Here is a 23,915-nt window from a genome sequence, read left to right on the forward strand (position 1 = left end):
TATCTGAATTGTGATTGGAGTGGTTATGGGTGATCGGCACGACTACGTGGCCCTCGAGTGGGTCAAGGGCGAGATTGCCGAAACGCTGAAACAGGCTCATCACGCGATTGAAAACCTGCTCGATGACCCGCAGGCGACCCAAGCGCTGGATGATTGCCTGGCATGCATCCATCAGGTCCACGGCAGTTTGCAGATGGTCGAGTTCTACGGCGCGGCGCTGCTCGCCGAAGAAATGGAACAACTGGCCATGGCCTTGCAGGGCAACCGTGTCAGCCATCGCGACGAGGCGTTGCACCTGTTGATGCAGGCCCTTGGGCAGTTACCGATCTACCTCGACCGGGTGCAAGGCGCGCGCCGCGACTTGCCACTGGTGGTGTTGCCACTGATCAACGACCTGCGCAGCGCCCGTGGCGAAAGCCTATTGTCGGAAACCAGCCTGTTCAGCCCGCAATTGCCCGAGTTGCCAGCGCTGGACGCACATACGCTGGCGCAACTGGAACCGGCCGAATTGCCAAGTGTGCTGCGCAAGCTGCGGCAGATGCTGCAAATGGCGCTGGTCGGGTTCCTGCGTGAACAGAACAACGACACCAACCTCGATTACCTGGCCAAGGTCTTTACCCGCCTCGAAGCACTGTGCGCCAACGCCCCCCTGAACCCGTTATGGCAGGTGGCATCGGCGCTGGTCGAAGGCATGCAGGACGGTGCGATCGCCAACAGCCCGGCCTTGCGCAGCCTGTTCAAGGAGGCCGACAAGGAACTCAAGCGCCTGCTCGAACAGGGCATGCCCGGCATCAATCAACCGGCCCCTCCGGAGCTGCTCAAGAGTTTGCTGTTCTACATTGCAAAGGCCGAACATCCCACCGGGCAGATGCTGACCATGAAAGAACGCTACTCACTGGACGACGCGCTGCCCGACAGCGCGATGGTCGATGAAGAACGCGCGCGGCTGGCCGGTCCCGACCGTGACGCCATGCGCTCGGTGCTGGCTGCCCTGTGCGAAGAACTGGTGCGGGTCAAGGAGCGCCTGGACCTGTTCGTGCGCAGTGACCGCCAGCACACCTCCGACCTCGACAGCCTGCTGGCGCCGCTGCGGCAAATCGCCGACACCTTGGCGGTGCTGGGTTTCGGCCAGCCGCGCAAGGTGATCATTGATCAACTGGCGGTGGTGCTCAGCCTCGCTCAGGGCCAGCGCGAACCCAATGATGCGATCCTCATGGACGTTGCCGGGGCCCTGTTGTACGTCGAAGCGACACTGGCCGGCATGGTCGGAACTGTTGAACCGGAAAGCCAGGACGACAACCGCCTGCCGACCACCGACCTGACGCAGATCCATCAGATCGTGATCAAGGAGGCCCGCATCTGTCTGCAGCAGGCCAAGGACATGATCGTCGACTACATCGACGCCGATTGGGATCGCCAGCATTTGCAGGCGCTGCCGGCCTTGCTGACCCAGGTGCGCGGGGCGCTGGCGATGATTCCCTTGAGCCGGGCGGCGAGCCTGGTCGAAACCTGCAATCACTTTATTCGCGAGCACCTGTTGCTCGAGCCGGGTCAACCGGGCTGGCAGGAACTGGACAGCCTGGCCGACGTGATCACCAGCATCGAGTACTACCTCGAGCGCCTCAGCGATGACCCGCAGGCCCTGGGCGAAAACCTGCTCGATGTCGCGGAGAAAAGCCTGGCGAGCCTCGGGTTTTTCCCCCGTGAGCAGCATGTGCCCGTGCTGGAGGATGTGCTCAACCCGAGCGAAGCGCAGGTCATGCAGATGATGCAGGAGCTGGATGATCCACAGGTCGTCCAGACCCTGGCCGATGTGCTCGCCAGCCCGGTTTCGAGCCTGAACCCGCCCGCGCAGAACACCCCGGGCAGCCTGCTGCCGCCGCCGGCAGGCGAAGAGCCGGTGGACGAGGAACTGCGCGAGGTGTTCCTCGAAGAGACCGAAGAAGTCCTGGAGATCCTGCGCGAGTACTTGCCGCGCTGGTCGGTCAACCCTGACAACCACTCGGCCCTGAGTGAGCTGCGCCGTGCCTTTCATACCCTCAAGGGCAGTGGTCGCATGGTGCGCGCTCTGGTGCTGGGCGAGCTGGCCTGGGCCGTGGAAAACCTGCTCAATCGTGTTCTGGAAGGCAGCGTGGAACCGGGCGCTACGGTGCAGCAACTGATCGGCGATGTGCTGCATCTGCTGCCGGAGCTGGTGGCTGAATACGCCGCCAATGCCCAGCGTCAACGCAACGATGTCGATCAGTTGGCCGCCCGCGCCCATGCCCTGGCCAAGGGCGATGAACCTGTGTCCGATGAGGATACGCAAGATGTCGCGGCGCTTGACCCGCTGTTGCTGGAGATCTTCCGCAAAGAAGCCGAAACCCACTTGGGCAGCCTCAATCGTTTCCTCGATCAGGCTGCCGAACATGTGCCGTTGCAGGCCAGCGACGAATTGCAGCGCGCCTTGCACACCCTCAAGGGCAGCGCTTATATGGCCGGTGTGTTGCCGATTGCCGAGCTGGCCGCACCGCTGGATCAACTGGCCCGGGAATATAAGGCGCACCTGATTGCGCTGGATCTGGATGAAGTCGAATTGCTGCTGGAAGCAGAAGGGCTGTTTCGCCTCGGCTTGCGTCAGCTCAAGAAAGATCCACTGGCGGAAGTTCCCGGCGCCCGGGGTTTGACCGAACGCGCCAGGGCGCTGCTGGCCGAGCGCCTGGAAAATCTCCTGAGCACACCGAACACCGGGCTGCGGATCAAGCGCGATCCGCAACTGATCAACAACTTCCTCGCCCAGGGCATGGACATCCTGCTGGACGTCGAAAGCCTGTTGCTGCGTTGGCAGCAACACCCCGGCGAACGTCAGGAACTCAGCGCGCTGTTGGACGAGTTGACCACCCTCGGCGAAGGCGCCCATCTGGCCGACCTGCACCCGGTGGATGAATTGTGCGAAGCATTGCTCGATCTGTACGGTGCCGTGGAGGAAAGCAGCCTTGCGGTCAGCGAGCGGTTTTTCCACGAGGCACAGGCTGCCCATGAAGCGCTGATCAACATGCTCGACGAACTGGCCGCCGGCCAGGAAGTCAGCCCGCAGCCGCAGCGGATCAGGGCCTTGCGCGAGTTGCTCGACGAGAGCCTCGACCCGTCGGCCATGGGCCTGATCCGCAGCGATGGCAGCCGCAGCCTGAGCATCCGTGAATTGGGCAGCGCCACCGCAGAGCTTGAGCGCACGCTGCCCCCTGTAGGAGCGAGCTCGCTCGCGATGGACGTTAACGATGACGCGTTGTCATCGGATAAACGCGGCGCCGGCGAGACCATCGTCGGAACGCCGCCCGGAGACGAGCTCGCTCCTACAGGAGAGGGGCGCGGGCTGGACGATGAAATAGTCGCGATCTTCCTTGAGGAAGCGGTGGATATCCTTGAAAGCGCCGGTCAGGCCTTGCAGCGCTGGTTGCGCGACTCGGACAACGCCGCGCCACTGTCGTCCCTGCAACGGGATTTGCACACCCTCGAAGGTGGCGCGCGCATGGCCGAGGTCGGACCGGTCGGCGATCTGGCCCATGAACTGGAAAGCCTTTACCAGGGCCTGGTGGATCGTCGTTATGCCTTCAGTGATTCACTGGCGGTGCTGCTCAAACAGTGCCATGAGCGACTGGCGTTGTACCTCGAACAGTTGCAGCTCAACCAGCCGCTGGACCACTCCCGTGAGCTGATCGAAGCCATTCGTGCCTACCGTCAAGGTCATGCGGGTATCGCCGAGTCCGTCCGGCAGGCGACCGACAACGATTCGGCTGCGCATGATCCGGAATTGCTGGAGATCTTCCTCGAGGAAGGTTTTGACATCATCGAAAGCTCCGGGGCGGCGCTGGAGCGCTGGCAGGTCCAGCCTTCGAGTCGTCAGGAAGTGGAAACCCTGCTGCGCGACCTGCACACCCTCAAGGGCGGTGCGCGCATGGTGGAAATCGCCGCGATTGGCGATCTGGCCCATGAACTGGAGTTTCTCTACGAAGGCCTGTCCACCGGTGTGCTGCAACCGACGGAGGCGTTGTTCGCGCTGTTGCAGCGCAGCCATGACCGCTTGGCGCAGATGCTCGATGCGGCCCGCGCCGGTGAGCCGATGCCGCCGGCCGACCGTTTGATCTATGCGATCAGGAACTTCAGCCACCCGGTCGTGCCTGAAGCACCCGCGCCGGTTGCGGCGCCGGCCATGCCCAAGGCCGAGCCGCTGACGCCGCCTTCCGATGCCGGTGCCGACATGGTCAAGGTCTCGGCAGAGCTGCTCGACGATCTGGTCAACCTGGCCGGTGAAACATCGATCTTCCGTGGCCGGATCGAACAGCAGGTCAACGATGCGCACATCGCCCTGAACGAGATGGAGACCACCATCGAGCGGATGCGCGACCAGTTGCGCCGCCTCGATACCGAGACCCAGGGGCGGATCCTCAGCCGCCAGCAAGTCGATGCCGAACGCCTGGGCTACGAGGAATTCGACCCGCTGGAAATGGACCGACACTCACAGTTGCAGCAATTGTCCCGGGCGCTGTTCGAATCGGCCTCTGACTTGCTCGACCTCAAGGAAACCCTCGAGCGACGCAATCACGACACAGAAAACCTGCTGCAACAGCAGGGCCGCATCAACACCGAACTGCAGGAAGGCCTGATGCGCACGCGCATGGTGCCGTTCGAACGCATGCTCCCGCGTTTGCAGCGCATCGTCCGGCAGGTGGCCGGCGAACTGGGCAAGGACGTGGATTTCATCGTCGACAACGCCGAAGGCGAGATGGATCGCAACGTTCTCGAACGCATGGCCGCGCCGCTGGAACACATGCTGCGCAACGCCGTCGACCATGGCCTGGAGTCCGTCGAGGTGCGGCTGGCGGCGGGGAAACCGGCCAAGGGCAAGATCACCCTCGATCTGCTGCGCGAAGGGGGCGACATCATCTTCGACATCCGCGACGACGGCGCCGGTGTGCCGCTGGATGTGGTGCGGCGCAAGGCGATCAAGCGCGGCCTGCTCGCCCCGGACAGCGTCATCAGTGATCACGACGTGTTGCAGTTCATCCTGCAACCGGGGTTTTCCACCGCTGAAAAAATCACCCAGATCTCCGGGCGCGGCGTCGGTATGGACGTGGTGCATGAAGAGGTGCGGCAGCTGGGCGGCACCATGAGCATCGACTCGGTGCCGGGGCAGGGCGTGCATTTCCGCATTCGCCTGCCGTTTACCGTATCGGTCAACCGGGCGTTGATGGTGCAGTGCGGTGAGGACCAATACGCGATCCCGCTCAATACCATCGACGGCATCGTGCGCGTCCTGCCCAATGAACTCGAAGGGTATTTCCGTTTCGATTCGCCGACCTACGAATACGCCGGACAACGTTACGAGCTGTGCTATCTGGGTGAGTTGCTGAAAACCAGCCCGCGCCCGAAACTGTTGGGGCAGAGCCTGCCGTTGCCGGTGCTGCTGGTGCAGTGCAACGAACGGCACATTGCGGTGCAGGTGGATGCCATGGCCGGCACCCGCGAGATCGTGGTCAAGAGCCTGGGGCCGCAGTTCGCGGCGGTACAAGGGGTGTCCGGGGCGACGATTCTCGGCGACGGCCGGGTGGTGCTGATTCTGGATTTGCTGGCGCCGATCCGCGCCATGCAGGCCCGTGTACCCCAGCGTCCGGCGGGGCAAGAAGTCGAGGCCGAACCGCATCGGCCGCTGCTGGTGATGGTGGTCGACGACTCGGTCACCGTGCGCAAGGTCACCAGCCGCTTGCTCGAACGCCACGGCATGAACGTGCTGACCGCCAAGGACGGGGTCGATGCCATGCTGCTGCTGGAAGAACACATGCCCGACCTGATGCTGCTGGACATCGAGATGCCGCGCATGGATGGCTTCGAAGTCGCGACCCAGGTGCGCAACGATGAACGTCTGCGACACCTGCCGATCATCATGATCACCTCCCGCACCGGGCAGAAACACCGCGACCGCGCCATGGCCATCGGCGTCAACGACTACCTGGGCAAGCCGTACCAGGAATCGGTGCTGCTCGAAAGCATTGCCTTGTGGAGCAAGACCCATGCTTGAGCACCGCACCAGTAACCTCACCGGCCTGCTGCTGCCGTTGGCCGACCGCAACCTGATCCTGCCCAACGTCGCCGTTGCCGAGCTGATCGATTACCAGCAGCCGGGGACCTTCGACCTCGACACACCGCCGTGGTACCTGGGCCTGGTGACGTGGCGCGACCGGCAGATTCCGCTGCTGAGTTTCGAGTCGGCCTGCGGGCAGAAAATCGTCATCGGCGAACGTGCGCGGATCGTCATTCTCAACGCCCTGGGCGGGCGCCCCGAACTGAAATTCATCGCGCTGCTGGTGCAGGGGATTCCGCGCTCCTGCAAGCTCGATAGTCAGTTGAGTTACGTGGATGTGCCGTTGTGTTCGCTGGAGCAGGCGGCGGTACAGGTGGGCGAGCAGGTGGCCAAGGTGCCGGATCTGTTGGCGCTGGAGGGGTTGTTGGTAGATGCCGGGTTAATCGAATGACTCTGGTTTTGCTGTGACTACACTGCCCCCTTCGCGAGCAGGCTCGCTCCCACAGGGTTTTTGTGTGCGACACAGATCCATTGTGGGAGCGAGCCTGCTCGCGAAGGCGTCAGTTCTGACAACCATTACCCTGAGCGTAACGATCCATCACTCTGCTTGATTGATACGCCACACCCAACACTCCTAAGGTAGCTCCACGACAGCGAACCCGTGGAGTGGTCATGACAACAACAATATCCCCCGACTCGCGATGGACGCGGCGGCGCAGCGAGAAGCAGCGGCGCCTCGAGCTGGTGCGAGGTCTTGCCGACGGCGTGGTGTTGCCCACCGACAACATCGTGGCGGCGCTGGAGGCGTTGATCCTGCCTGGCGACCGCGTGGTGCTCGAAGGCAACAACCAGAAGCAGGCGGATTTTCTTTCGCGCTCCCTGGCCAAGGCCGACCCCGCGAAGTTGCATGACCTGCACATGATCATGCCCAGCGTCGGGCGCTCCGAGCACCTGGACCTGTTCGAACGCGGCATCGCCCGCAAGCTCGACTTCTCTTTCGCCGGTACCCAGAGCCTGCGCATCAGCCAGTTGCTCGAAGACGGCCTGCTGGAAGTCGGCGCGATCCACACCTACATCGAACTCTACGCACGGCTGGTGGTGGACCTGATTCCCAACGTCGTGCTATCGGCCGGGTTCATGGCCGACCGCGCCGGCAACATCTACACCGGGCCGAGCACCGAAGACACCCCGGCGCTGATCGAACCGGCGGCCTTCAGCGACGGCATCGTCATCGTTCAGGTCAACCAGTTGGTGGACGACGTCAGCGACCTGCCGCGTGTCGACATTCCCGCCTCCTGGGTCGATTTCGTGGTGGTGGCCGACAAGCCGTTCTATATCGAACCGCTGTTCACCCGCGATCCTCGGCACATCAAGCCCGTGCACGTGCTGATGGCGATGATGGCGATCCGCGGAATCTACGAAAAACACAACGTGCAATCCCTCAACCACGGCATCGGTTTCAATACCGCTGCCATCGAGCTGATCCTGCCGACCTACGGCGAGTCTCTCGGTCTCAAAGGCAAGATCTGCCGCAACTGGACGCTCAACCCGCACCCGACCCTGATCCCCGCGATTGAAAGTGGCTGGGTCGAAAGCGTGCATTGCTTCGGCACCGAACTGGGGATGGAGAACTACATTGCGGCGCGTCCGGATGTGTTCTTTACCGGGCGTGACGGTTCCCTGCGTTCCAACCGGATGTTCAGTCAACTGGCCGGGCAATACGCCGTGGACCTGTTTATCGGTGCGACCTTGCAGGTGGATGGCGACGGCCATTCCTCCACCGTGACCCGCGGGCGCCTGGCCGGTTTCGGTGGGGCACCGAACATGGGCCACGACCCGCGCGGTCGTCGTCACGGCACACCGGCCTGGCTGGACATGCGCAACACCGACGTGGCAGAGCCGATGCTCGAACGCGGCAAGAAACTCGTGGTGCAGATGGTCGAAACCTTCCAGGAGGGCGGCAAACCGACGTTTGTTGAAACCCTCGATGCGGTTGATGTGGCGAAGAAAAGCGGCATGCCACTGGCGCCGATCATGGTCTACGGCGACGACGTGACCCACCTGTTGACCGAAGAAGGCATCGCCTACCTGTACAAGGCGCGCTCGCTGGAAGAACGCCAAGCGATGATCGCCGCCGTCGCCGGAGTGACCGCCATCGGCCTGCGCCACAACCCCAAAGACACCGCGCGCATGCGCCGCGAAGGCCTGATCGCCTTACCCGAAGACCTCGGCATCCGCCGCACCGACGCCACTCGCGAGTTGCTCGCGGCGAAAAGCGTGGCCGATCTGGTGGAGTGGTCCGGTGGCCTCTACAACCCGCCCGCCAAGTTCAGGAGCTGGTAATGCACGCACTTAACCTGCAACCAAAAAGCCTGAGCCTGGCCGAACGGCTGGCGGACCTGGCGGTGGACGCACTGATCGATGAGGCTGATCTGTCGCCAAAACCGGCACTGGTCGACCGTCGCGGCAATGGCGCCCACACCGATTTGCACCTGGGGCTGATGCACGCTTCAGCGCTGTCCTTGTGGCCGGCCTTTAAAGAAATGGCGGAAGCCGCCATCGAGTTCGGCGAAATCGGCTTGCCCCTGCGCGAAGCCGTGGGCCGCATCGGTCGCGAAGGCGAGCAAGCGATGCTCGACACCACTGGCGGGGTGAACACCCATCGCGGGGCGATCTGGGCCTTGGGCCTGTTGGTCACTGCCGCTGCACTGGAACCTCAATCCTGCAGTGCCAATAGCGTGGCGTTACGTGCTGCGCGGTTGGCCCTGCTCGACGACCGTTTTGCGCCACGTCCGCTCAGTCACGGTGCGCAAGTCGCCCAGCGCTACGGCGCTCGCGGTGCCCGTGAGGAAGCGCAACTGGGCTTCCCGGCGGTGTTGCAACGCGCGTTGCCGCAACTCAAATGCAGCCGCGCCGCCGGCCATGGCGAACAGAACGCCCGGCTCGATGCGCTGCTGGCGATCATGACGAATCTGGACGACACCTGCGTGCTTTATCGCGCTGGAGAACAAGGTCTGCACACCATGCAACTCGGCGCCCAGGCCGTGCTCGATGCCGGGGGTAGCGCCAGCCTCGCCGGGCGTCGCCGCCTGCATGTGCTGGACCAACAACTCATCGCGTTGAATGCCTCGCCCGGTGGTGCTGCGGACCTGCTCGCAGCCTGCCTGTTCATCGACCGTATCGAGTCGGGCGACGGCCTCATCCAGGGAGCTTTTTGATGGAAACCTTATCCTTTGAATTCCCCGCCGGGCAGCCGCCACGCGGTCGCACCCTGGTGGGTTGTGTCGGCTCGGGCGATCTGGAAGTGCTGATCGAACCGGGTCAGGCCGGCAAGCTGACGATCAACGTGCAGACCTCGGTCAATGGCAGTGAACAACGCTGGCAGCATCTGTTCGCGCGGATGTTCGACGGCCAGACGCCACCGGCCATGGATATCGATATCCACGATTTCGGCGCGACGCCCGGCGTGGTGCGCCTGCGTCTGGAACAGGGCTTCGAGGAGATCGGCCATGACTGATAGTGCATCCCTGCTCAACAAGCACAGCTTCGTCGAACTCGGTGCCCGGCAACGGGCCAGGGCCCTGCTCGACGCCGGCACCTTCCGCGAGCTGCTTGACCCCTTTCAACGGATCATGTCGCCGTGGCTGTCGCGCCAGGGCGTGGTGCCACAAGCCGACGACGGCGTGGTGATCGCCAAAGGCAAACTCGATGGTTTGCCGGTGGTGATCGCGGCCATCGAAGGTGCGTTCCAGGGCGGCAGCCTCGGTGAAGTCGGCGGAGCAAAAATTGCCGGCGCACTGGAACTGGCCGCCGAAGACAACCGCAACGGCATCCCGACCCGCGCCGTGCTGCTGCTGGAAACCGGCGGCGTGCGCTTGCAGGAAGCCAACCTCGGCCTGGCGGCCATTGCCGACATCCACGCGGCGATTGTCGATTTGCAGCAGTACCAACCCGTGGTCGGTGTGGTGGCGGGCAGCGTCGGTTGCTTTGGCGGCATGTCGATCGCCGCCGGGTTGTGCAGCTATCTGTTGGTGACTCAGGAAGCACGACTGGGCCTGAACGGTCCACAGGTGATCGAACAGGAAGCCGGACTCGAGGAGTACGACTCCCGCGACCGGCCCTTCATCTGGGGCCTGACCGGTGGCGAGCAGCGTTTCGCCAGTGGCCTGGTGGATCGCTATGTTGCCGACGACGTGGCGCAGATTCGCCAGCAAGTCGGCGAGTTACTCCAGCAAGGTTTGCCTGAACAACCGCGCAGCCGTCAGGCAGAGTTGTTCCTGCAACACCTGGCGCGTCTGGATGCCGAGCCGCAAATCGAGCCGTCCGTGGTTCGTGATCTGTACCAAGGAGAACGCCCATGAGTTCGTATTCCCTGCGAGGCTTGAACTGGTTCAACGCCTTGAGTACCGGGGCGAAAGCGGTCGAGGGTTTGCCGGCTTCGCTGAAGGTCGCCGACGGTTCGCTGGGCGATCAGCCTGTGCGATTCATCGCGGTGGTGGCCGACCCGGAAAACCGCTTCGTCCGTGCCCGCAACGGCGAGGTGGGTTTGCTCGAAGGCTGGGGCCTGGCCAAGGCCGTGGATGAAGTCATCGCCGCCGATCAGAACAAGGCACAAAAACGCGCCCTGGTCGCCATCGTCGACGTGCCGAGCCAGGCTTACGGTCGACGGGAGGAAGCCCTCGGCATTCATCAGGCGCTGGCCGCTGCGGCGGACAGTTATGCCCGTGCCCGTCTCGCTGGCCATGCGGTGATCGGACTGCTGGTGGGCAAGGCGATGTCCGGGGCATTTCTGGCCCACGGCTATCAGGCCAACCGCTTGATCGCCCTGCGCGATCCGGGGGTGATGGTGCATGCCATGGGCAAGGCGTCGGCGGCGCGGGTGACCTTGCGCAGCGTCGAAGAGCTCGAAGCCCTGGCGGCCAGCGTGCCGCCGATGGCCTATGACATCGACAGCTACGCCAGCCTCGGGCTGCTGTGGGAAACCTTGTCGGTGGACCGGATCGAGCAGCCGACAGCGGCGGATCTGGCGCGTGTGATCGAGTGCCTGCATCAGGCGATTGACGATGTGGCCGCCGCTGGCCCTGATCTAAGCGGTCGCCTGGGGGCGGCCAATCGTGCGGCGTCGAGTAAGGTTCGCCAATTGCTGAGAGCGCAGTGGTGAATACGTTTCTGGCTCACGACCTGCTGTGGGGCATGAACCCGCAGCAGTTGCCTGCGGACGCGCCGGCCTGGGTGATCGAGTCGATCATTGCCGGCCAGCCGGTGGTGGTCCGTCGCGCCTTGAGCGCGGTGGGGCAGGTGGCGGTCGGCGTGCGCGGGCCGTTGCGCGAGCAGCGATTTGCGGCGGTGATGGAAGTCGCTGCCGTCACGCGGCGGGTGCGGCCGGAAGAGCTCCGCCATGTTCAAGGCCAGCGCGATTTCCCGGCGCTGCGGGCCTTGGCGCAACTGCGCTCGCACCTCGATGACTGTGGTTGGAACTGGGGTGTCAGCGGCAGCGCCGGGTTCGAGCTGGCCAGTGGGTTTGACGCTTTGCACGAGGGTAGCGACCTCGACCTGATCCTGCGTACGCCACGTCCGTTGAGTCGTGTCGACGCCCAGGCGTTGGTGGCCGTTCTCGACACAGCCGTGTGTCGCGTGGACCTGCAATTGCAGACACCATCGGGCGCCGTTGCCTTGCGCGAATGGGCCGGTGCTTCGTCGCGGGTCCTGCTGAAAAATGCCATTCAAGCCACTCTGGTTACTGATCCGTGGAATCCACAGGAGCAAGCAGCGTGAGCAGCTTGCTGGTGTTCCCCGGCCAGGGCGCGCAACAACCCGGAATGCTGGCGCGTTTGCCTCGGGAAACGTTGATCGAGGCGAGCGACCTGCTCAGTGAAGATGTGACGCAGCTGGATTCTGCCGAGGCGTTGCGGTCGACGAGGGCGGTGCAGCTTTGCCTGCTGATCGCCGGCGTCGCCGCTGCACGCCAGCTGGCCATGGCCCCGGACTACGTGGCCGGCTTGTCGATCGGCGCTTATCCGGCAGCGGTGGTGGCTGGCGCGCTGGGTTTCGGCGATGCGTTGCATCTGGTCAGCCTGCGCGGTGAGTTGATGCAACAGGCTTATCCACAGGGCTACGGCATGACCGCGATCATCGGTCTGGACCTGGCCACGGTGGAAGGATTGCTGGCCCGGGTGCACTGCGCGCAAATGCCGGTTTATCTGGCCAATATCAACGCCGATAACCAGCTGGTGATTGCCGGTAGCGACGCGGCGATGAAAGCGGTGGCCGAGTTGGCGAAGGGTTGCGGAGCTGGCTTGGCCAAGCGTCTGACAGTGAGCGTGCCTTCCCACTGCCCATTGCTTGAGGCCTCTGTGCAACGACTGGCCGACGCCTTCGCCAAGGTGCCGCTGCACACTCCAAAGATGGGCTACCTGAGCGGCAGTCGCGCGCGTCCGCTGATCAAGCCTGAAGCCTTGCGTGACGACCTGGCCTTCAACATGTGCCGCATCGTCGATTGGCGCGGCACGGTACAAAGCGCCTACGAGCGTGGCGTACGTCTACAGATCGAACTGCCGCCCGGTGCGGTGCTGACCGGGCTGGCGCGCCGGGTGTTCGAGCAGGGCACCGTGATTGCCTTCGACGGTGCCCGGCTCGATACCTTGCAGGCGCTGATGCGTGAGGAGGGAAGCCGTCACTCTTAAATCACCCGACTTAAGGCTTCGAACAACAAAAACAACATTCGAAATGCACTTTGAGGACTACAACAATGATTATTTACGGTGTGGCGCTGTTGGCGATCTGTACGCTGGCAGGGGTGATCATGGGCGACATGCTCGGTGTGTTGCTGGGAGTGAAGTCAAACGTCGGCGGTGTCGGGATCGCGATGATCCTGTTGATCTGCGCACGGTTGTGGATGCACAAGCATGGCGGCATGACCAGGGATTGCGAGCTGGGCGTCGGCTTCTGGGGCGCGATGTACATCCCGGTGGTGGTGGCGATGGCGGCGCAACAGAACGTGGTCACGGCGCTGCACGGTGGTCCGGTGGCGGTGTTGGCGGCGATCGGTTCGGTGGTGCTCTGCGGCTGCACCATTGCCCTGATCAGCCGGACCCACAAAGGCGAACCCTTGCCCGATGAACCGGTGGATGTAACACCGGTTGTCGCACCGGCAGGAGGTCGCTGATATGTGGGATCTCATCAAGAACGGTCTGGAACACAACGGTCTGGTCACTGCATTCGCCTTCGTTGGCGTGATCATGTGGGTGTCAGTGGTGATCTCCAAACGCCTGACCTTCGGGCGTATCCACGGTTCGGCAATCGCCATCGTCATCGGCCTGGTACTGGCCTGGGTCGGCGGCACGATGACCGGCGGGCAAAAAGGCCTGGCGGACTTGACGCTGTTTTCCGGCATCGGGTTGATGGGCGGCGCCATGCTGCGCGACTTCGCCATCGTCGCCACGGCGTTCGAGGTGCAAGCCACTGAAGCGAAAAAGGCAGGCTTTATCGGTGTGATCGCGCTGCTGTTGGGCACGGTGCTGCCGTTTATTGTCGGCGCGTGCATGGCCTGGGCTTTCGGTTATCGCGATGCGGTGAGCATGACCACCATTGGCGCGGGAGCCGTGACTTATATCGTCGGCCCGGTGACTGGTGCGGCAATCGGTGCAACCTCGGATGTGATGGCGCTGTCGATTGCCACCGGCCTGATCAAGGCGATTCTGGTGATGGTCGGCACGCCGATGGCGGCGCGCTGGATGGGCCTGGACAACCCGCGCTCGGCGATGGTGTTCGGTGGGCTGGCCGGCACCGTGAGTGGCGTGACCGCCGGTTTGGCGGCGACGGATAGACGCTTGGTGCCTTATGGCGCACTGACTGCGACCTTCCACACCGGGCTTGGGTGCTTGCTCGGGCCTTCGTTGTTGTACTTCATTGTTCGCGGGATTGTTGGCTAGGTTTCAAACTCTGAATTGTCTGAACTGACGCCATCGCTAGCAGGCTAGCTCCCACAGGGTGATCTGTTGGAACAGATATTGTGTTCAACACAACATCTGTGGGAGCCAGCCTGCTGGCGATTGGCGGCGACACGGTTTCAAACCTGCCGATTGGCATACATCCGACACTCCGCCAGCAACGCCAGCAGATTCGGATCACGCTCTTTGGCCTTCAGGAACACCACGCCAATGTGCTGCTGCAACCGGTACTTTTCCTGCAACGGGATCAGCTTCACCCGGTTCTCGTACACCGCCGCAATCCGCCCCGGCAGCAACGCATAACCGACGCCCGAACTGACCATGCTCAGCAGGGTGAAGATGTCGTTGACCTGCATCGCCACCTTCGGCTCGAACCCTGCCTGCTCGAATACCCGTTTGCCGTCCTGATGGGTGGCGAAGCCCTGGGTCAGGGTGATAAAGGTTTCGTCGCGGACCTCGGCCAGGTCGACTTCGGTGCGCTGGGCAAACTTGGAATCGGCGGGTGTGGCGAGGAAGATGTCGTCGGAAAACAGCGGGATCTGCTCGCAATCCGGATCGTTGACGCTGTCGTCCAGCGACACGAGGATCGCATCGACTTCCATGTTCTTGAGCTTGTAGAGCAGGTCGATATTGGAGCCCAGAATCAGGTCGATGTTGAGCTCGCTGCGGCGGATCTTCAAACCCATGATCAGCTGTGGCACGGTCTTCACCGTCAGTGAATACAGCGAACCCAGTTTGAAACGTTCGGCGGAGAACCCGGCGGCTTCACGGGTCAGGCGCACGCTTTCGACGACATCCTGAATCAGCTTCTGCGCCCGCTCTTCCAGCACGTAAGCGCTTTCCAGCGGCGTCAGGCTGCGGCCTTCGTGCTTGAACAACGGGCAGCGCAGGGCGCTTTCCAGTGAATGGATGGCCCGATGCACGCTGACGTTGCTGGTCTGCAACTCGGCAGCGGCCCGCGCCAGGTTGCCGGTGCGCATGAAAGCCAGGAACACCTCGAGTTTTTTCAGGGTCAACTCTTCATCGATCAGCATGGGGCGGACTCTTTTTGGAATGACTCGATTGTGCCCAATTACACCGGGCCCGTCGTACAGAAACATTGCGCTTTTACGCTTCAAGCCCGAGCCTTGCGCTCTGCGGCAATGAAATTCGAGGTGAGCAACGCATGTATCACGGGGAAAAACTGAATGCCTGGACGCATCTGGTCGGGGCAGTGGCGGCGTTTATCGGCGGGGTGTGGCTGATTGTGCTGGCCAGTCTTGACGGCAGTCCGTGGAAGATCGTCAGCATGGCGATCTACGCCTTTACCTTGCTGGTGCTTTACAGCGCATCGACCGTTTACCACAGCGTGCGTGGGCGCAAGAAAGCGATCATGCAGAAGGTCGATCACTTTTCGATCTATCTGTTGATCGCCGGCAGCTACACGCCGTTCTGCCTGGTGACCCTGCGCGGGCCGTGGGGCTGGACGTTGTTCGGGATTGTCTGGGGGCTGGCGCTGATCGGCATCCTGCAGGAGATCAAGCCGCGTTCGGAAGCGCGGATTCTGTCGATCGTGATTTATGCGGTGATGGGCTGGATTGTGCTGGTGGCGGTCAAGCCGTTGCTCGCGGCGCTGGGCGGCGCCGGGTTTGCCTGGCTGGCATCGGGCGGGGTGTTGTACACCGTGGGGATTATCTTTTTTGCCCTCGATCATCGCCTGCGCCATGCCCACGGGATCTGGCATCTGTTCGTGATCGCCGGGAGCTTGCTGCACTTTGTGGCGATATTCTTTTATGTGCTTTAAGGCTGTACCGGGACCAGGCGATCCAACTGCTCCCGGGCTCGACGGCTGAACACCTGCAACAGGTCGTTCAAGGTGTGGGGCGGTGGTTCGGCGGCGCGGGTCACTGCGTACAGGGTGATGGGTAGCGGCGGTGCCAGAGGGCGGATCGTTGTGGTGGCGGGAGAGGCGCCAAGGGCGGTGAACGGATCGATCACCGCCAGGCCAGCGCCGGATTCCACCATCGCCCGTGCCAGTGAGTAGGTTTGCACGGCGATGCGTACCCGGGGTGGCGGTTCGACCGCTTCCAGGTAACTGTCGAGCCGCGCGGCCAGTGGATCGGCGCTGGATAAACCGATCAGCGGCGCATCCGCCAGCGCCATCAGCGGCAACGGTTTACCCACCTCTTCCTGAGGCCAGTAACCCCTCGGCGCCAGCGCCACCAGCACGCCGGACGCCAGCGCCTGGGCCTTGAGCCCCGGGTGATCCGGGCGTTGCAGGGTCAGGGCGACGTCCACTTCGCGCATCAACAGGTTCTGCACCAGTTCGCGACTGTGGGCGCTGGAGAGTTCGCAAACGATGTCCGGGTAACGCCCGGTCCATTCGTGAATGGCCGGCGGCAGCAATGACAGGGCCAGCGCCGGGGTGGCACCGATGCGCAGGCTGTGGCCAGGTTCGCGGCGCAGGCTCTGCGCCAGGCGTCGCACGCCTTGCAGGCTTTCGCTGACCTTGTCCACTTCGCGCTCCAGTTCCAGCGCTTCCGGCGTCGCCTGCAACTTGCCGCGTACCCGCAGGAACAGCGGAAAACCCAATTGTTGCTCGGCGTGCTGCAACACCTTGCTCACCGCCGGCTGCGAGACGTGGAGCAATTGCGCGGCAGCGCTGATCGAACCGGTCTGGCGGATGGCCTGGAAAATCTCGATATGGCGAAGGCGCATGGCAAGTCCATAACCTTTGTTTATGGGTTTGCCATCTTTATGCATTGTTCAAGGTCTGTCACCTGGTTCTAACCTTGGCCTCGTCTTCACAACGGTTTTAGGGACGGACATGGCTCAGCGTGTGTGCATCATCGGTGGCGGCGTGATTGGCCTGGCAACGGCCTATGCGCTGGTGCGCGACGGCTTCGAGGTGACGGTGGTCGAGGCTCGGGACTCGCTGGGCAGCGAAACCAGCTTCGCCAACGGCGGCCAGTTGTCCTATCGCTATGTCGCGCCCCTGGCCGACGCCGGTGTGCCTTTGCAAGCCATCGGCTGGATGCTGCGCGGCGACTCACCGTTGAAGCTGCGCCCGCGCTTCGACCCGGCCCAGTGGCGCTGGATGGCGTCGTTCCTCGGCGCCTGCCGCCGCTCGGTCAACCGCGAGAACGCCGCGCACTTGTTGCGCCTGGCGCTGTTGAGCCAGGACACCTTGAGGTCCTGGCGCGAGGACGATGGACTGGCGGGATTCCAGTGGCGGCGCAATGGCAAACTGGTGACTTTCCGCCAGAACAGCAGCTTCGAGCATGCACGCCAGGGCTTGGCCGACCCGCAGCAACAGCAGGTGTTGTCGCCGGCCGAATGCGCGCAACTGGAACCGGCGCTGATCGATGCGCCCTTTGTCGGGGCGATCTACACCCCGGACGAAGAGGTCGGCGATTGCCACGGTTTCTGCCAGCAATTGGCCGCACGACTGAAGGCGTCTGGCCGTTGCGAATTTCGTCTCGGGCAAGCGGTGACCGGCATTCGCCACGGCAACGGCAGCGTCAATGCCATCGAACTGGGCGAGCAAGTGCTGCCAGTCGATCAGCTGGTGATCGCTGCCGGTCACCGCAGTCCGCTGTTGGCGCTGCCCGGGCTGCAACTGCCGCTTTATCCGCTCAAAGGCTACAGCCTGACCGTACCAATCGGCGCTGGTCACCGCGCGCCGGACGTGAGCATCACCGACTACGATCGCAAGATCGTCTACGCGCGCATCGGCAAGCAATTGCGCGTGGCGGCGATGGTCGACATTGTCGGCTTCGACCCTGCGCTGGACCCCAAACGCCTGGCGCTGATCAAGCGTCAGGCCCATGACACCTTTCCAAATGCCGGCGCCTATGACGAAGCCGTCGAGTGGGCCGGCATGCGCCCGGCCACCCCCAGCGGCGTGCCATTACTGGGCGCGACGGCGTATCGCAACCTGTGGCTCAACCTCGGCCACGGCGCGCTGGGTTTCACCCTGGCATGCGGCAGCGGGCGCCTGCTCAGCGAGCTGATCGGCGAGCGCCGGCCTTCCATCGACCTGCGTGGTTTCAACCACCGGGCCGCCTGAACACCGTTTTCAGAAGAGGACACTGCAATGACCATTACCCGACTGCATAGCAACCCGCGCCTGTCCGGCGCCGTGACCTTTGGCGACCTGGTGTTTCTCTCCGGGCAGGTGCCCGGCGATGCCCGGGATGCCGACGGCCAGACCCGCGAAGTGCTGGCGAAAATCGATACCTTGCTGGCCGAGGCGGGCAGCGACAAGGATCATCTGCTCAGTGCGACCATTTATCTGAAAAACATCACCGAGGATTTCGACGCGATGAACGAGGTCTGGTCGGCCTGGTTGTCGCCCGGGCAGGCGCCGAGCCGCACCACCGTGCAGGCCGAACTGGCCCGCCCGCAAGTGCTGGTGGAAATCACCGTCATCGCTGCACGCGTCTGATAAACCAACACCCACAACGGAGAATAACAATGCAAAAAATCACGTTGCTCGCTTGTACGCTTGGCCTGTTGCTCGGCAGCCAGGTTCAGGCCAATGAGGCGCCGCTGACCGGCACCCTGAGCAAGATCGCCAGCGCCAACAGCATCACCCTGGGTTATCGCGATGCTTCGGTGCCGTTCTCCTACGTGGGTGATCACAGCGGCAAGCCGATGGGTTACTCGGTGGATCTGGCGGGCAAGATCGTCGAGCGCATCCGGCAGCAACTGGCGCTGCCAGACTTGAAGGTGAACTACAACCTGGTGACCTCGCAGACCCGCATTCCACTGGTGCAGAACGGCACCGTGGACCTGGAGTGCGGCTCCACCGGCGTGACCGCCGAACGGCAGAAGCAGGTGGCGTTCTCCTATGGCTTCATCTACGTCAAAGGCCAGTTGCTGACCGCGAAGGACAGCGGGATCAAGAGCTTTGCCGACCTGCGCGGCAAGAACGTGGTGACCACCGCCGGCACCACCAACGAGCGCTTCCTGAAAAGCTACAACGTCGATCACAAGATCGACATGTTCGTGATCAGCGCCAAGGACCACGGCGAAGCCTTCCAGATGCTGCAATCGGGCCGGGCGGTGGCGTTCTACATGGACGACGCGCTGCTCTACGGCGAGCGCGCCAAGGCCAATGACCCGCACAAGTGGGTGGTGGTCGGGGAGGAGCAATCGCGGGAGATCTACAGCTGCATGGTGCGCAAGGACGATCCGCAGTTCCTGGCGCTGGTCAACAGCGCGTTGGCGGATCTGTACAGCTCGGGCGAGATCAATGGCATCTACAAACGCTGGTTCGAGCAGCCGATCCCGCCGAAGGGTTTGAACCTTGAGTTCCCGATGACCAGCGAACTCAAGGCGATCATTGCCAAACCGGTGAGTGATCCGGTGCAGTAGTCATCCAGACCGTGTCGTGGCCATTCGCGAGCAGGTTCCCACACATTGGACCTGTGGTGCTCACAGATTTTGTGATCACTGGAGATCTACTGTGGGAGCGAGCCTGCTCGCGATGAGGCCCTAGAAATCACCCCAAAGCTGCTGGGCCACGGCCAGTGCAACAACCGGCGCGGTTTCGGTGCGCAGCACCCGTGGGCCGAGGCGGGCGGCGTGGAAGCCGCTGGCCTTGGCCTGATCGACTTCGGCATCGGACAAACCACCCTCCGGACCGATCAGGAATGCCAGACTTGAAGGTTTGGCATGGCTCACCAGCGGTTCAGCCACCGGATGCAGCACCAGCTTCAATTCAGCCTGCGTCTGCTTCAGCCAGTCGGCCAGCAACAGCGGCGGATGAATCACCGGCACTCGCGAGCGGCCGCACTGTTCGCAAGCGCTGATCGCCACTTGGCGCCAGTGCAGCAGGCGTTTATCGGCGCGCTCGTCCTTGAGCCGGACTTCGCAGCGCTCGGTGAAGATCGGGGTGATTTCAGTGACGCCCAGTTCCGTGGCTTTCTGGATCGCCCAGTCCATGCGTTCGCCCCGGGACAGGCCCTGGCCGAGGTGGATTTGCAGCGGCGACTCGACCTGCCCGGCGAAGCTTTCATCGATCTGCACCACGACGCGCTTTTTGCCGACCTCGACCAGTGTGGCGCGAAACTCCTGGCCCGAGCCGTCGAACAACTGCAACGCATCGCCCTCGACCATGCGCAGTACGCGGCTGATGTAATGGGCCTGGGCTTCGGGCAACTCGTGCTCGCCGATGCTCAGGGGGGCGTCGATGAAGAAGCGGGACAGTCTCATGCTGGGTCTCTGAAAAAGGGTGTTGGTCATGGATCGGTGGGGACTTCTGTGGGAGCGAGCTTGCTCGCGATGACGATCTGACATTCACCATTGATGGTGGCTGAAAGACCGCTATCGCGAGCAAGCTCGCTCCCACATTGACCGCATCATCAGCCCGGATCACGGAAGCCTGGATGGAAGTCCTTCGGCACTGCCACGCTGACACTGTCACGGGTCGCAATGTCGATCCCTTCGCTGGCCACTTCGGCGAGGAAGTCGATCTGCTCCGGGGTAATCACATACGGCGGCAGGAAATACACCACGCTACCCAATGGACGCAGTAAAGCACCGCGCTCCAGTGCGTGCTGAAACACCTTCAGGCCACGACGTTCCTGCCATGGGTAAGCTTCCTTGGTGGCCTTGTCCTTGACCATCTCGATGGCCAGCACCATGCCGGTCTGCCGCACTTCGGAAACATTCGGGTGATCGACCAGATGCGCCGTGGACGAAGCCATGCGCTGGGCCAAGGCCCTGTTGTTCTCGATGACGTTGTCTTCTTCGAAAATATCCAGGGTCGCCAGGGCCGCCGCGCACGCCAGCGGGTTGCCGGTGTAGCTGTGGGAGTGCAGGAAGGCGCGCAGGGTCGGGTAGTCGTCGTAGAACGCGCTATAGACTTCGTCTGTGGTCATGCACGCCGCCAGTGGCAGATAGCCACCGGTCAGGGCCTTGGACAGGCACAGGAAATCAGGGCGGATGCCGGCCTGTTCGCAGGCGAACATCGTCCCGGTGCGGCCGAAGCCGACGGCGATTTCGTCGTGGATCAGGTGCACACCATAGCGGTCACAGGCCTCTCGCAGCAGCTTGAGGTATACCGGGTGGTACATGCGCATGCCGCCGGCGCCCTGGATCAGCGGCTCGACGATCACTGCCGCGACCGTGTCGTGGTTTTCGGCCAGGGTCTGCTCCATGGCGGCGAACATGTTGCGCGAATGTTCTTCCCAGCTCATGCCCTCGGGGCGCAGGTAGCAGTCCGGGCTCGGCACCTTGATGGTGTCCATCAACAGCGCTTTGTAGGTCTCGGTGAACAGCGGCACGTCGCCCACCGACATCGCCGCCATGGTTTCGCCGTGGTAGCTGTTGGTCAGGGTGACGAAGCGCTTCTTGGCAGGCGTGCCGCGATTGAGCCAGTAGTGAAAGCTCATTTTCAGCGCGACTTCGATGCAGGACGAGCCGTTATCGGCGTAGAAGCACCGGGTCAGGCCTTCCGGTGTCATCTTCACCAGGCGCTCGGATAACTCGATCACCGGTTGATGACTGAAGCCGGCAAGGATCACATGTTCGAGCTGGTCGACCTGGTCCTTGATGCGCTGGTTGATCCGCGGGTTGGCATGGCCGAACACGTTGACCCACCAGGAGCTGACCGCATCGAGGTAGCGCTTGCCTTCGAAGTCTTCCAGCCACACGCCTTCCCCGCGCTTGATCGGGATCAGCGGCAGTTGTTCGTGATCTTTCATCTGGGTGCAGGGATGCCACAACACGGCGAGATCGCGTTGCATCCACTGATTATTCAGGCCCATTTTCACTCTCCTGGAGGCGGTCCGTGAACTGCGCGGACAAACAATCGCGCAAGCCTATGCAATGCGTGCCACGGGGACAACCCATTGTGTCGAATGAGCTACTTTGTACAGGCCGATAGACGTTGCTGGCAGGTGTCTGAAGGCTGACGTATCCTTCGCGGCTCTTGAGCCGTCTGGCTCGCAAAAACTGTTGTTTTCCTCGTGTGATTCCGGAGTTCGCTGAATGTCTGTCGGTTGGCTGCGCGCCTGTGCGCTGGTGATGTTGGGGCTGTTTAGCGTGTCTGCGCTGGCCAAGGATAAAACCGCGATCGTGATCGGCGGTGGCCTGTCGGGCCTGACTGCCGCGTATGAGCTGCAGAACAAGGGCTGGCAGGTCACCCTGCTGGAAGCCAAGTCGAGCCTGGGCGGCCGTTCCGGCATGGCCACCAGCGAGTGGATCGGCAACGACAAGGCCCAGCCGGTGCTGAACAAGTACGTATCGACCTTCAAGCTGAGCACCACGCCGGCCCCTGAATTCGTGCGGACCCCAGGCTACCTGATCGATGGCGAGTATTTCTCCGCCGCCGACCTGGCGACCAAGCAGCCAGCCACCGCCGAGGCGCTCAAACGCTTCGACAAGACCGTGGACGACCTGGCGCGCTCGATCGACGACCCGCAGAACCCGGCCGCCAACAATACGCTGCACGCACTGGACCAGATGAACGTATCGAACTGGCTCGACAAGCAGAACCTGCCGGCCACTGCCCGCCAGTTGATCAACCAGCAGATCCGCACCCGCTACGACGAACCTTCGCGCTTGTCGCTGCTGTATTTCGCGCAGCAGAGCCGCGTTTACCGTGGCGTCTCCGATCGCGACCTGCGTGCTTCGCGCCTGGTCGGTGGCAGCCCGGTGCTGGCCCAGGCCCTGGTCAAACAGCTGAAAACCATCAAGACCAGCTCCCCGGTCTCGTCGATCATTCAGGACAAGGACGGCGTGACCGTCAAAGTCGACAGTGTCGCTTATAAGGCTGACTACGTTGTATTGGCCGTGCCACTGCGCGCTCTGAACAAGATCCAGATGACCCCGGCGCTGGACGCCCAGCACCTGGCGGCGATCAAGGGCACCAACTACGGCTGGCGCGACCAGATCATGCTGAAGTTCAAGACGCCGGTATGGGAATCCAAGGCGCGCATGTCTGGCGAGATCTACAGCAACACCGGCCTGGGCATGTTGTGGATCGAGCCTGCCCTGAAGGGTGGCGCCAACGTGGTGATCAACCTGTCCGGCGACAACGCGCGGGTGATGCAGGCATTCGGCGACAAGCAGATGGTCGATCAGGTGTTGATTCGCCTGCATGCGTTCTATCCACAGGCGCGTGGCTCGTTCACTGGTTATGAAATCCGTCGCTACAGCACCGACCCATCGACTGGCGGCGCCTACCTGGCCTTCGGTCCGGGCCAGATCAGCAAGTTCTGGCGCCTGTGGGAACGCCCTGTTCAGCGCGTAGCCTTCGCTGGCGAACACACCGACACTCTGTACCCAGGCACCCTGGAAGGCGCGCTGCGTACCGGTCAACGTGCAGCCGGCCAGGTTGAAGACCTGGCGGCGGGCAAGTCGTTCGAACCGGCGAAAGTGGGTCCGGCTGCCGCAGCGGCGGGCGCTGGTGCGGTGGTGGCGAAGAAAGGCAATTTCTTCAGCAACCTGTTCGGCGGCTCGGATGACGAGAAGAAGCCAGAGCCAGTCAAGGCACCTGAGCCGGTAGCACCTGCTCCTGTGCCGGCACCCGCCCCGGCTGTTGCACCGGCTCCGGTCGAAGCACCGAAGCCAGCAACCCCGGCAAAAGCCGAGCCAGCCAAGAAGGCTCCGGCGAAACCGGCTGCCAGGACCGAGGCGAAAAAAGCCCCGGCCAAGACACCGGCCAAAAAAGCCGAACCGGCGAAGAAGCCGGCTGCCAAATCTGCTGCAACCCCGGCAACGGATACCAAGGCGTAGTAAGCCCCGGGATCAAAAAAACGCGGCGTAAATGCCGCGTTTTTTTATGCCCGGAGAAATCCGGGCACACAAACGAATAAACCTTTGGTAAGAAGTGTTGTTGAATTGGGCTACATTTTTGTACACACATTGGCCTTTAATCTTTTCTTAACTCGCCTGTTTCAGACTCTTGATCGTATTTC

Annotated in this window: 20 protein-coding genes; 16 read left to right on the forward strand and 4 right to left on the reverse strand. The window is 62.7% G+C overall.

The window, feature by feature from the left end:
• The first annotated feature begins 25 nt into the window (after positions 1-25).
• The 11 genes from BSF44_RS16480 to madM all read left to right on the forward strand — a co-directional run bounded on the left by BSF44_RS16480 (position 26) and on the right by madM (position 13,989).
• Entirely contained in the window at positions 26-6,055 is a 6,030-nt protein-coding gene (locus BSF44_RS16480) for an Hpt domain-containing protein (RefSeq protein ID WP_095944405.1), read from the forward strand.
• On the forward strand, positions 6,048-6,509 hold the full coding sequence (locus BSF44_RS16485; protein ID WP_095944406.1) for a chemotaxis protein CheW: 462 nt from the start codon (positions 6,048-6,050) through the stop codon (positions 6,507-6,509). Before BSF44_RS16480 ends, BSF44_RS16485 begins: the two co-directional genes overlap by 8 nt.
• 221 nt (positions 6,510-6,730) lie before the next feature.
• The gene (gene mdcA, locus BSF44_RS16490) at positions 6,731-8,401 is read left to right on the forward strand and encodes a malonate decarboxylase subunit alpha (RefSeq protein ID WP_008001151.1); all 1,671 of its coding nucleotides are present in this window, start codon (positions 6,731-6,733) and stop codon (positions 8,399-8,401) included.
• Positions 8,401-9,276, forward strand: coding sequence for a triphosphoribosyl-dephospho-CoA synthase (locus BSF44_RS16495; protein WP_095944407.1), 876 nt, complete (start codon positions 8,401-8,403; stop codon positions 9,274-9,276). The genes mdcA and BSF44_RS16495 overlap by 1 nt, the downstream gene beginning before the upstream one ends.
• Positions 9,276-9,575, forward strand: a complete 300-nt coding sequence (locus BSF44_RS16500; protein WP_007975424.1) for a malonate decarboxylase subunit delta — start codon at positions 9,276-9,278, stop codon at positions 9,573-9,575. The genes BSF44_RS16495 and BSF44_RS16500 overlap by 1 nt, the downstream gene beginning before the upstream one ends.
• The gene (locus tag BSF44_RS16505; RefSeq protein ID WP_095944408.1) at positions 9,568-10,419 is read left to right on the forward strand and encodes a biotin-independent malonate decarboxylase subunit beta; all 852 of its coding nucleotides are present in this window, start codon (positions 9,568-9,570) and stop codon (positions 10,417-10,419) included. The genes BSF44_RS16500 and BSF44_RS16505 overlap by 8 nt, the downstream gene beginning before the upstream one ends.
• The gene (gene mdcE, locus BSF44_RS16510; RefSeq protein WP_095944409.1) at positions 10,416-11,219 is read left to right on the forward strand and encodes a biotin-independent malonate decarboxylase subunit gamma; all 804 of its coding nucleotides are present in this window, start codon (positions 10,416-10,418) and stop codon (positions 11,217-11,219) included. Before BSF44_RS16505 ends, mdcE begins: the two co-directional genes overlap by 4 nt.
• A complete protein-coding gene (locus tag BSF44_RS16515) occupies positions 11,213-11,833 on the forward strand; it encodes a malonate decarboxylase holo-ACP synthase (RefSeq protein WP_095944410.1) in 621 nt (206 codons plus the stop codon). The genes mdcE and BSF44_RS16515 overlap by 7 nt, the downstream gene beginning before the upstream one ends.
• Positions 11,830-12,741, forward strand: coding sequence for a malonate decarboxylase subunit epsilon (gene mdcH, locus BSF44_RS16520; RefSeq protein ID WP_095944411.1), 912 nt, complete (start codon positions 11,830-11,832; stop codon positions 12,739-12,741). Before BSF44_RS16515 ends, mdcH begins: the two co-directional genes overlap by 4 nt.
• Before the next feature lie 65 nt (positions 12,742-12,806).
• Positions 12,807-13,223 carry a malonate transporter subunit MadL gene (madL, locus tag BSF44_RS16525; RefSeq protein ID WP_095944412.1) on the forward strand — a complete coding sequence of 139 codons (417 nt, stop codon included), beginning with the start codon at positions 12,807-12,809 and terminating at the stop codon, positions 13,221-13,223.
• A gap of 1 nt (position 13,224) precedes the next feature.
• On the forward strand, positions 13,225-13,989 hold the full coding sequence (gene madM, locus BSF44_RS16530; RefSeq protein WP_095944413.1) for a malonate transporter subunit MadM: 765 nt from the start codon (positions 13,225-13,227) through the stop codon (positions 13,987-13,989).
• Between the two features lie 137 nt (positions 13,990-14,126).
• Here the strand turns inward: madM and BSF44_RS16535 are convergent, their stop codons facing one another.
• The gene (locus tag BSF44_RS16535; protein WP_095944414.1) at positions 14,127-15,041 is read right to left on the reverse strand and encodes a LysR substrate-binding domain-containing protein; all 915 of its coding nucleotides are present in this window, start codon (positions 15,039-15,041) and stop codon (positions 14,127-14,129) included.
• A gap of 131 nt (positions 15,042-15,172) precedes the next feature.
• On the opposite strand from BSF44_RS16535, the gene BSF44_RS16540 reads away from it, so the two are divergent.
• Entirely contained in the window at positions 15,173-15,790 is a 618-nt protein-coding gene (locus BSF44_RS16540) for a hemolysin III family protein (RefSeq protein ID WP_095944415.1), read from the forward strand.
• Here the strand turns inward: BSF44_RS16540 and BSF44_RS16545 are convergent.
• Positions 15,787-16,704, reverse strand: coding sequence for a LysR family transcriptional regulator (locus BSF44_RS16545; RefSeq protein ID WP_095944416.1), 918 nt, complete (start codon positions 16,702-16,704; stop codon positions 15,787-15,789). The two genes, BSF44_RS16540 and BSF44_RS16545, sit on opposite strands and share 4 nt — an antisense overlap.
• A gap of 109 nt (positions 16,705-16,813) precedes the next feature.
• Here BSF44_RS16545 and BSF44_RS16550 point away from each other — a divergent pair, with 109 nt between their 5' ends.
• Genes BSF44_RS16550 through BSF44_RS16560 form a run of 3 tightly spaced genes read left to right on the forward strand, consistent with a single transcriptional unit; the run spans position 16,814 to position 19,365 of the window.
• Complete coding sequence (locus BSF44_RS16550; RefSeq protein ID WP_095944417.1) at positions 16,814-18,055, forward strand: D-amino acid dehydrogenase; 1,242 nt, start codon at positions 16,814-16,816, stop codon at positions 18,053-18,055.
• Between the two features lie 27 nt (positions 18,056-18,082).
• Complete coding sequence (locus BSF44_RS16555) at positions 18,083-18,433, forward strand: RidA family protein (protein WP_095944418.1); 351 nt, start codon at positions 18,083-18,085, stop codon at positions 18,431-18,433.
• 29 nt (positions 18,434-18,462) lie between these two features.
• A complete protein-coding gene (locus BSF44_RS16560; RefSeq protein ID WP_095944419.1) occupies positions 18,463-19,365 on the forward strand; it encodes a transporter substrate-binding domain-containing protein in 903 nt (300 codons plus the stop codon).
• A 120-nt stretch (positions 19,366-19,485) separates the two neighbouring features.
• On the opposite strand, the gene BSF44_RS16565 is transcribed toward BSF44_RS16560, so the two are convergent.
• Both BSF44_RS16565 and BSF44_RS16570 read right to left on the reverse strand, forming a co-directional pair.
• A complete protein-coding gene (locus BSF44_RS16565; protein ID WP_095944420.1) occupies positions 19,486-20,205 on the reverse strand; it encodes a 16S rRNA (uracil(1498)-N(3))-methyltransferase in 720 nt (239 codons plus the stop codon).
• Between the two features lie 149 nt (positions 20,206-20,354).
• The gene (locus BSF44_RS16570) at positions 20,355-21,761 is read right to left on the reverse strand and encodes an adenosylmethionine--8-amino-7-oxononanoate transaminase (RefSeq protein ID WP_095944421.1); all 1,407 of its coding nucleotides are present in this window, start codon (positions 21,759-21,761) and stop codon (positions 20,355-20,357) included.
• Between the two features lie 223 nt (positions 21,762-21,984).
• Between BSF44_RS16570 and BSF44_RS16575 the strand changes: the two genes are divergently transcribed.
• Complete coding sequence (locus BSF44_RS16575) at positions 21,985-23,733, forward strand: flavin monoamine oxidase family protein (protein WP_095944422.1); 1,749 nt, start codon at positions 21,985-21,987, stop codon at positions 23,731-23,733.
• The last annotated feature ends 182 nt before the right edge of the window (positions 23,734-23,915 follow it).

Source organism: Pseudomonas sp. ACN8, assembly GCF_002303925.1.
In the GTDB taxonomy this organism is placed as follows: domain Bacteria; phylum Pseudomonadota; class Gammaproteobacteria; order Pseudomonadales; family Pseudomonadaceae; genus Aquipseudomonas.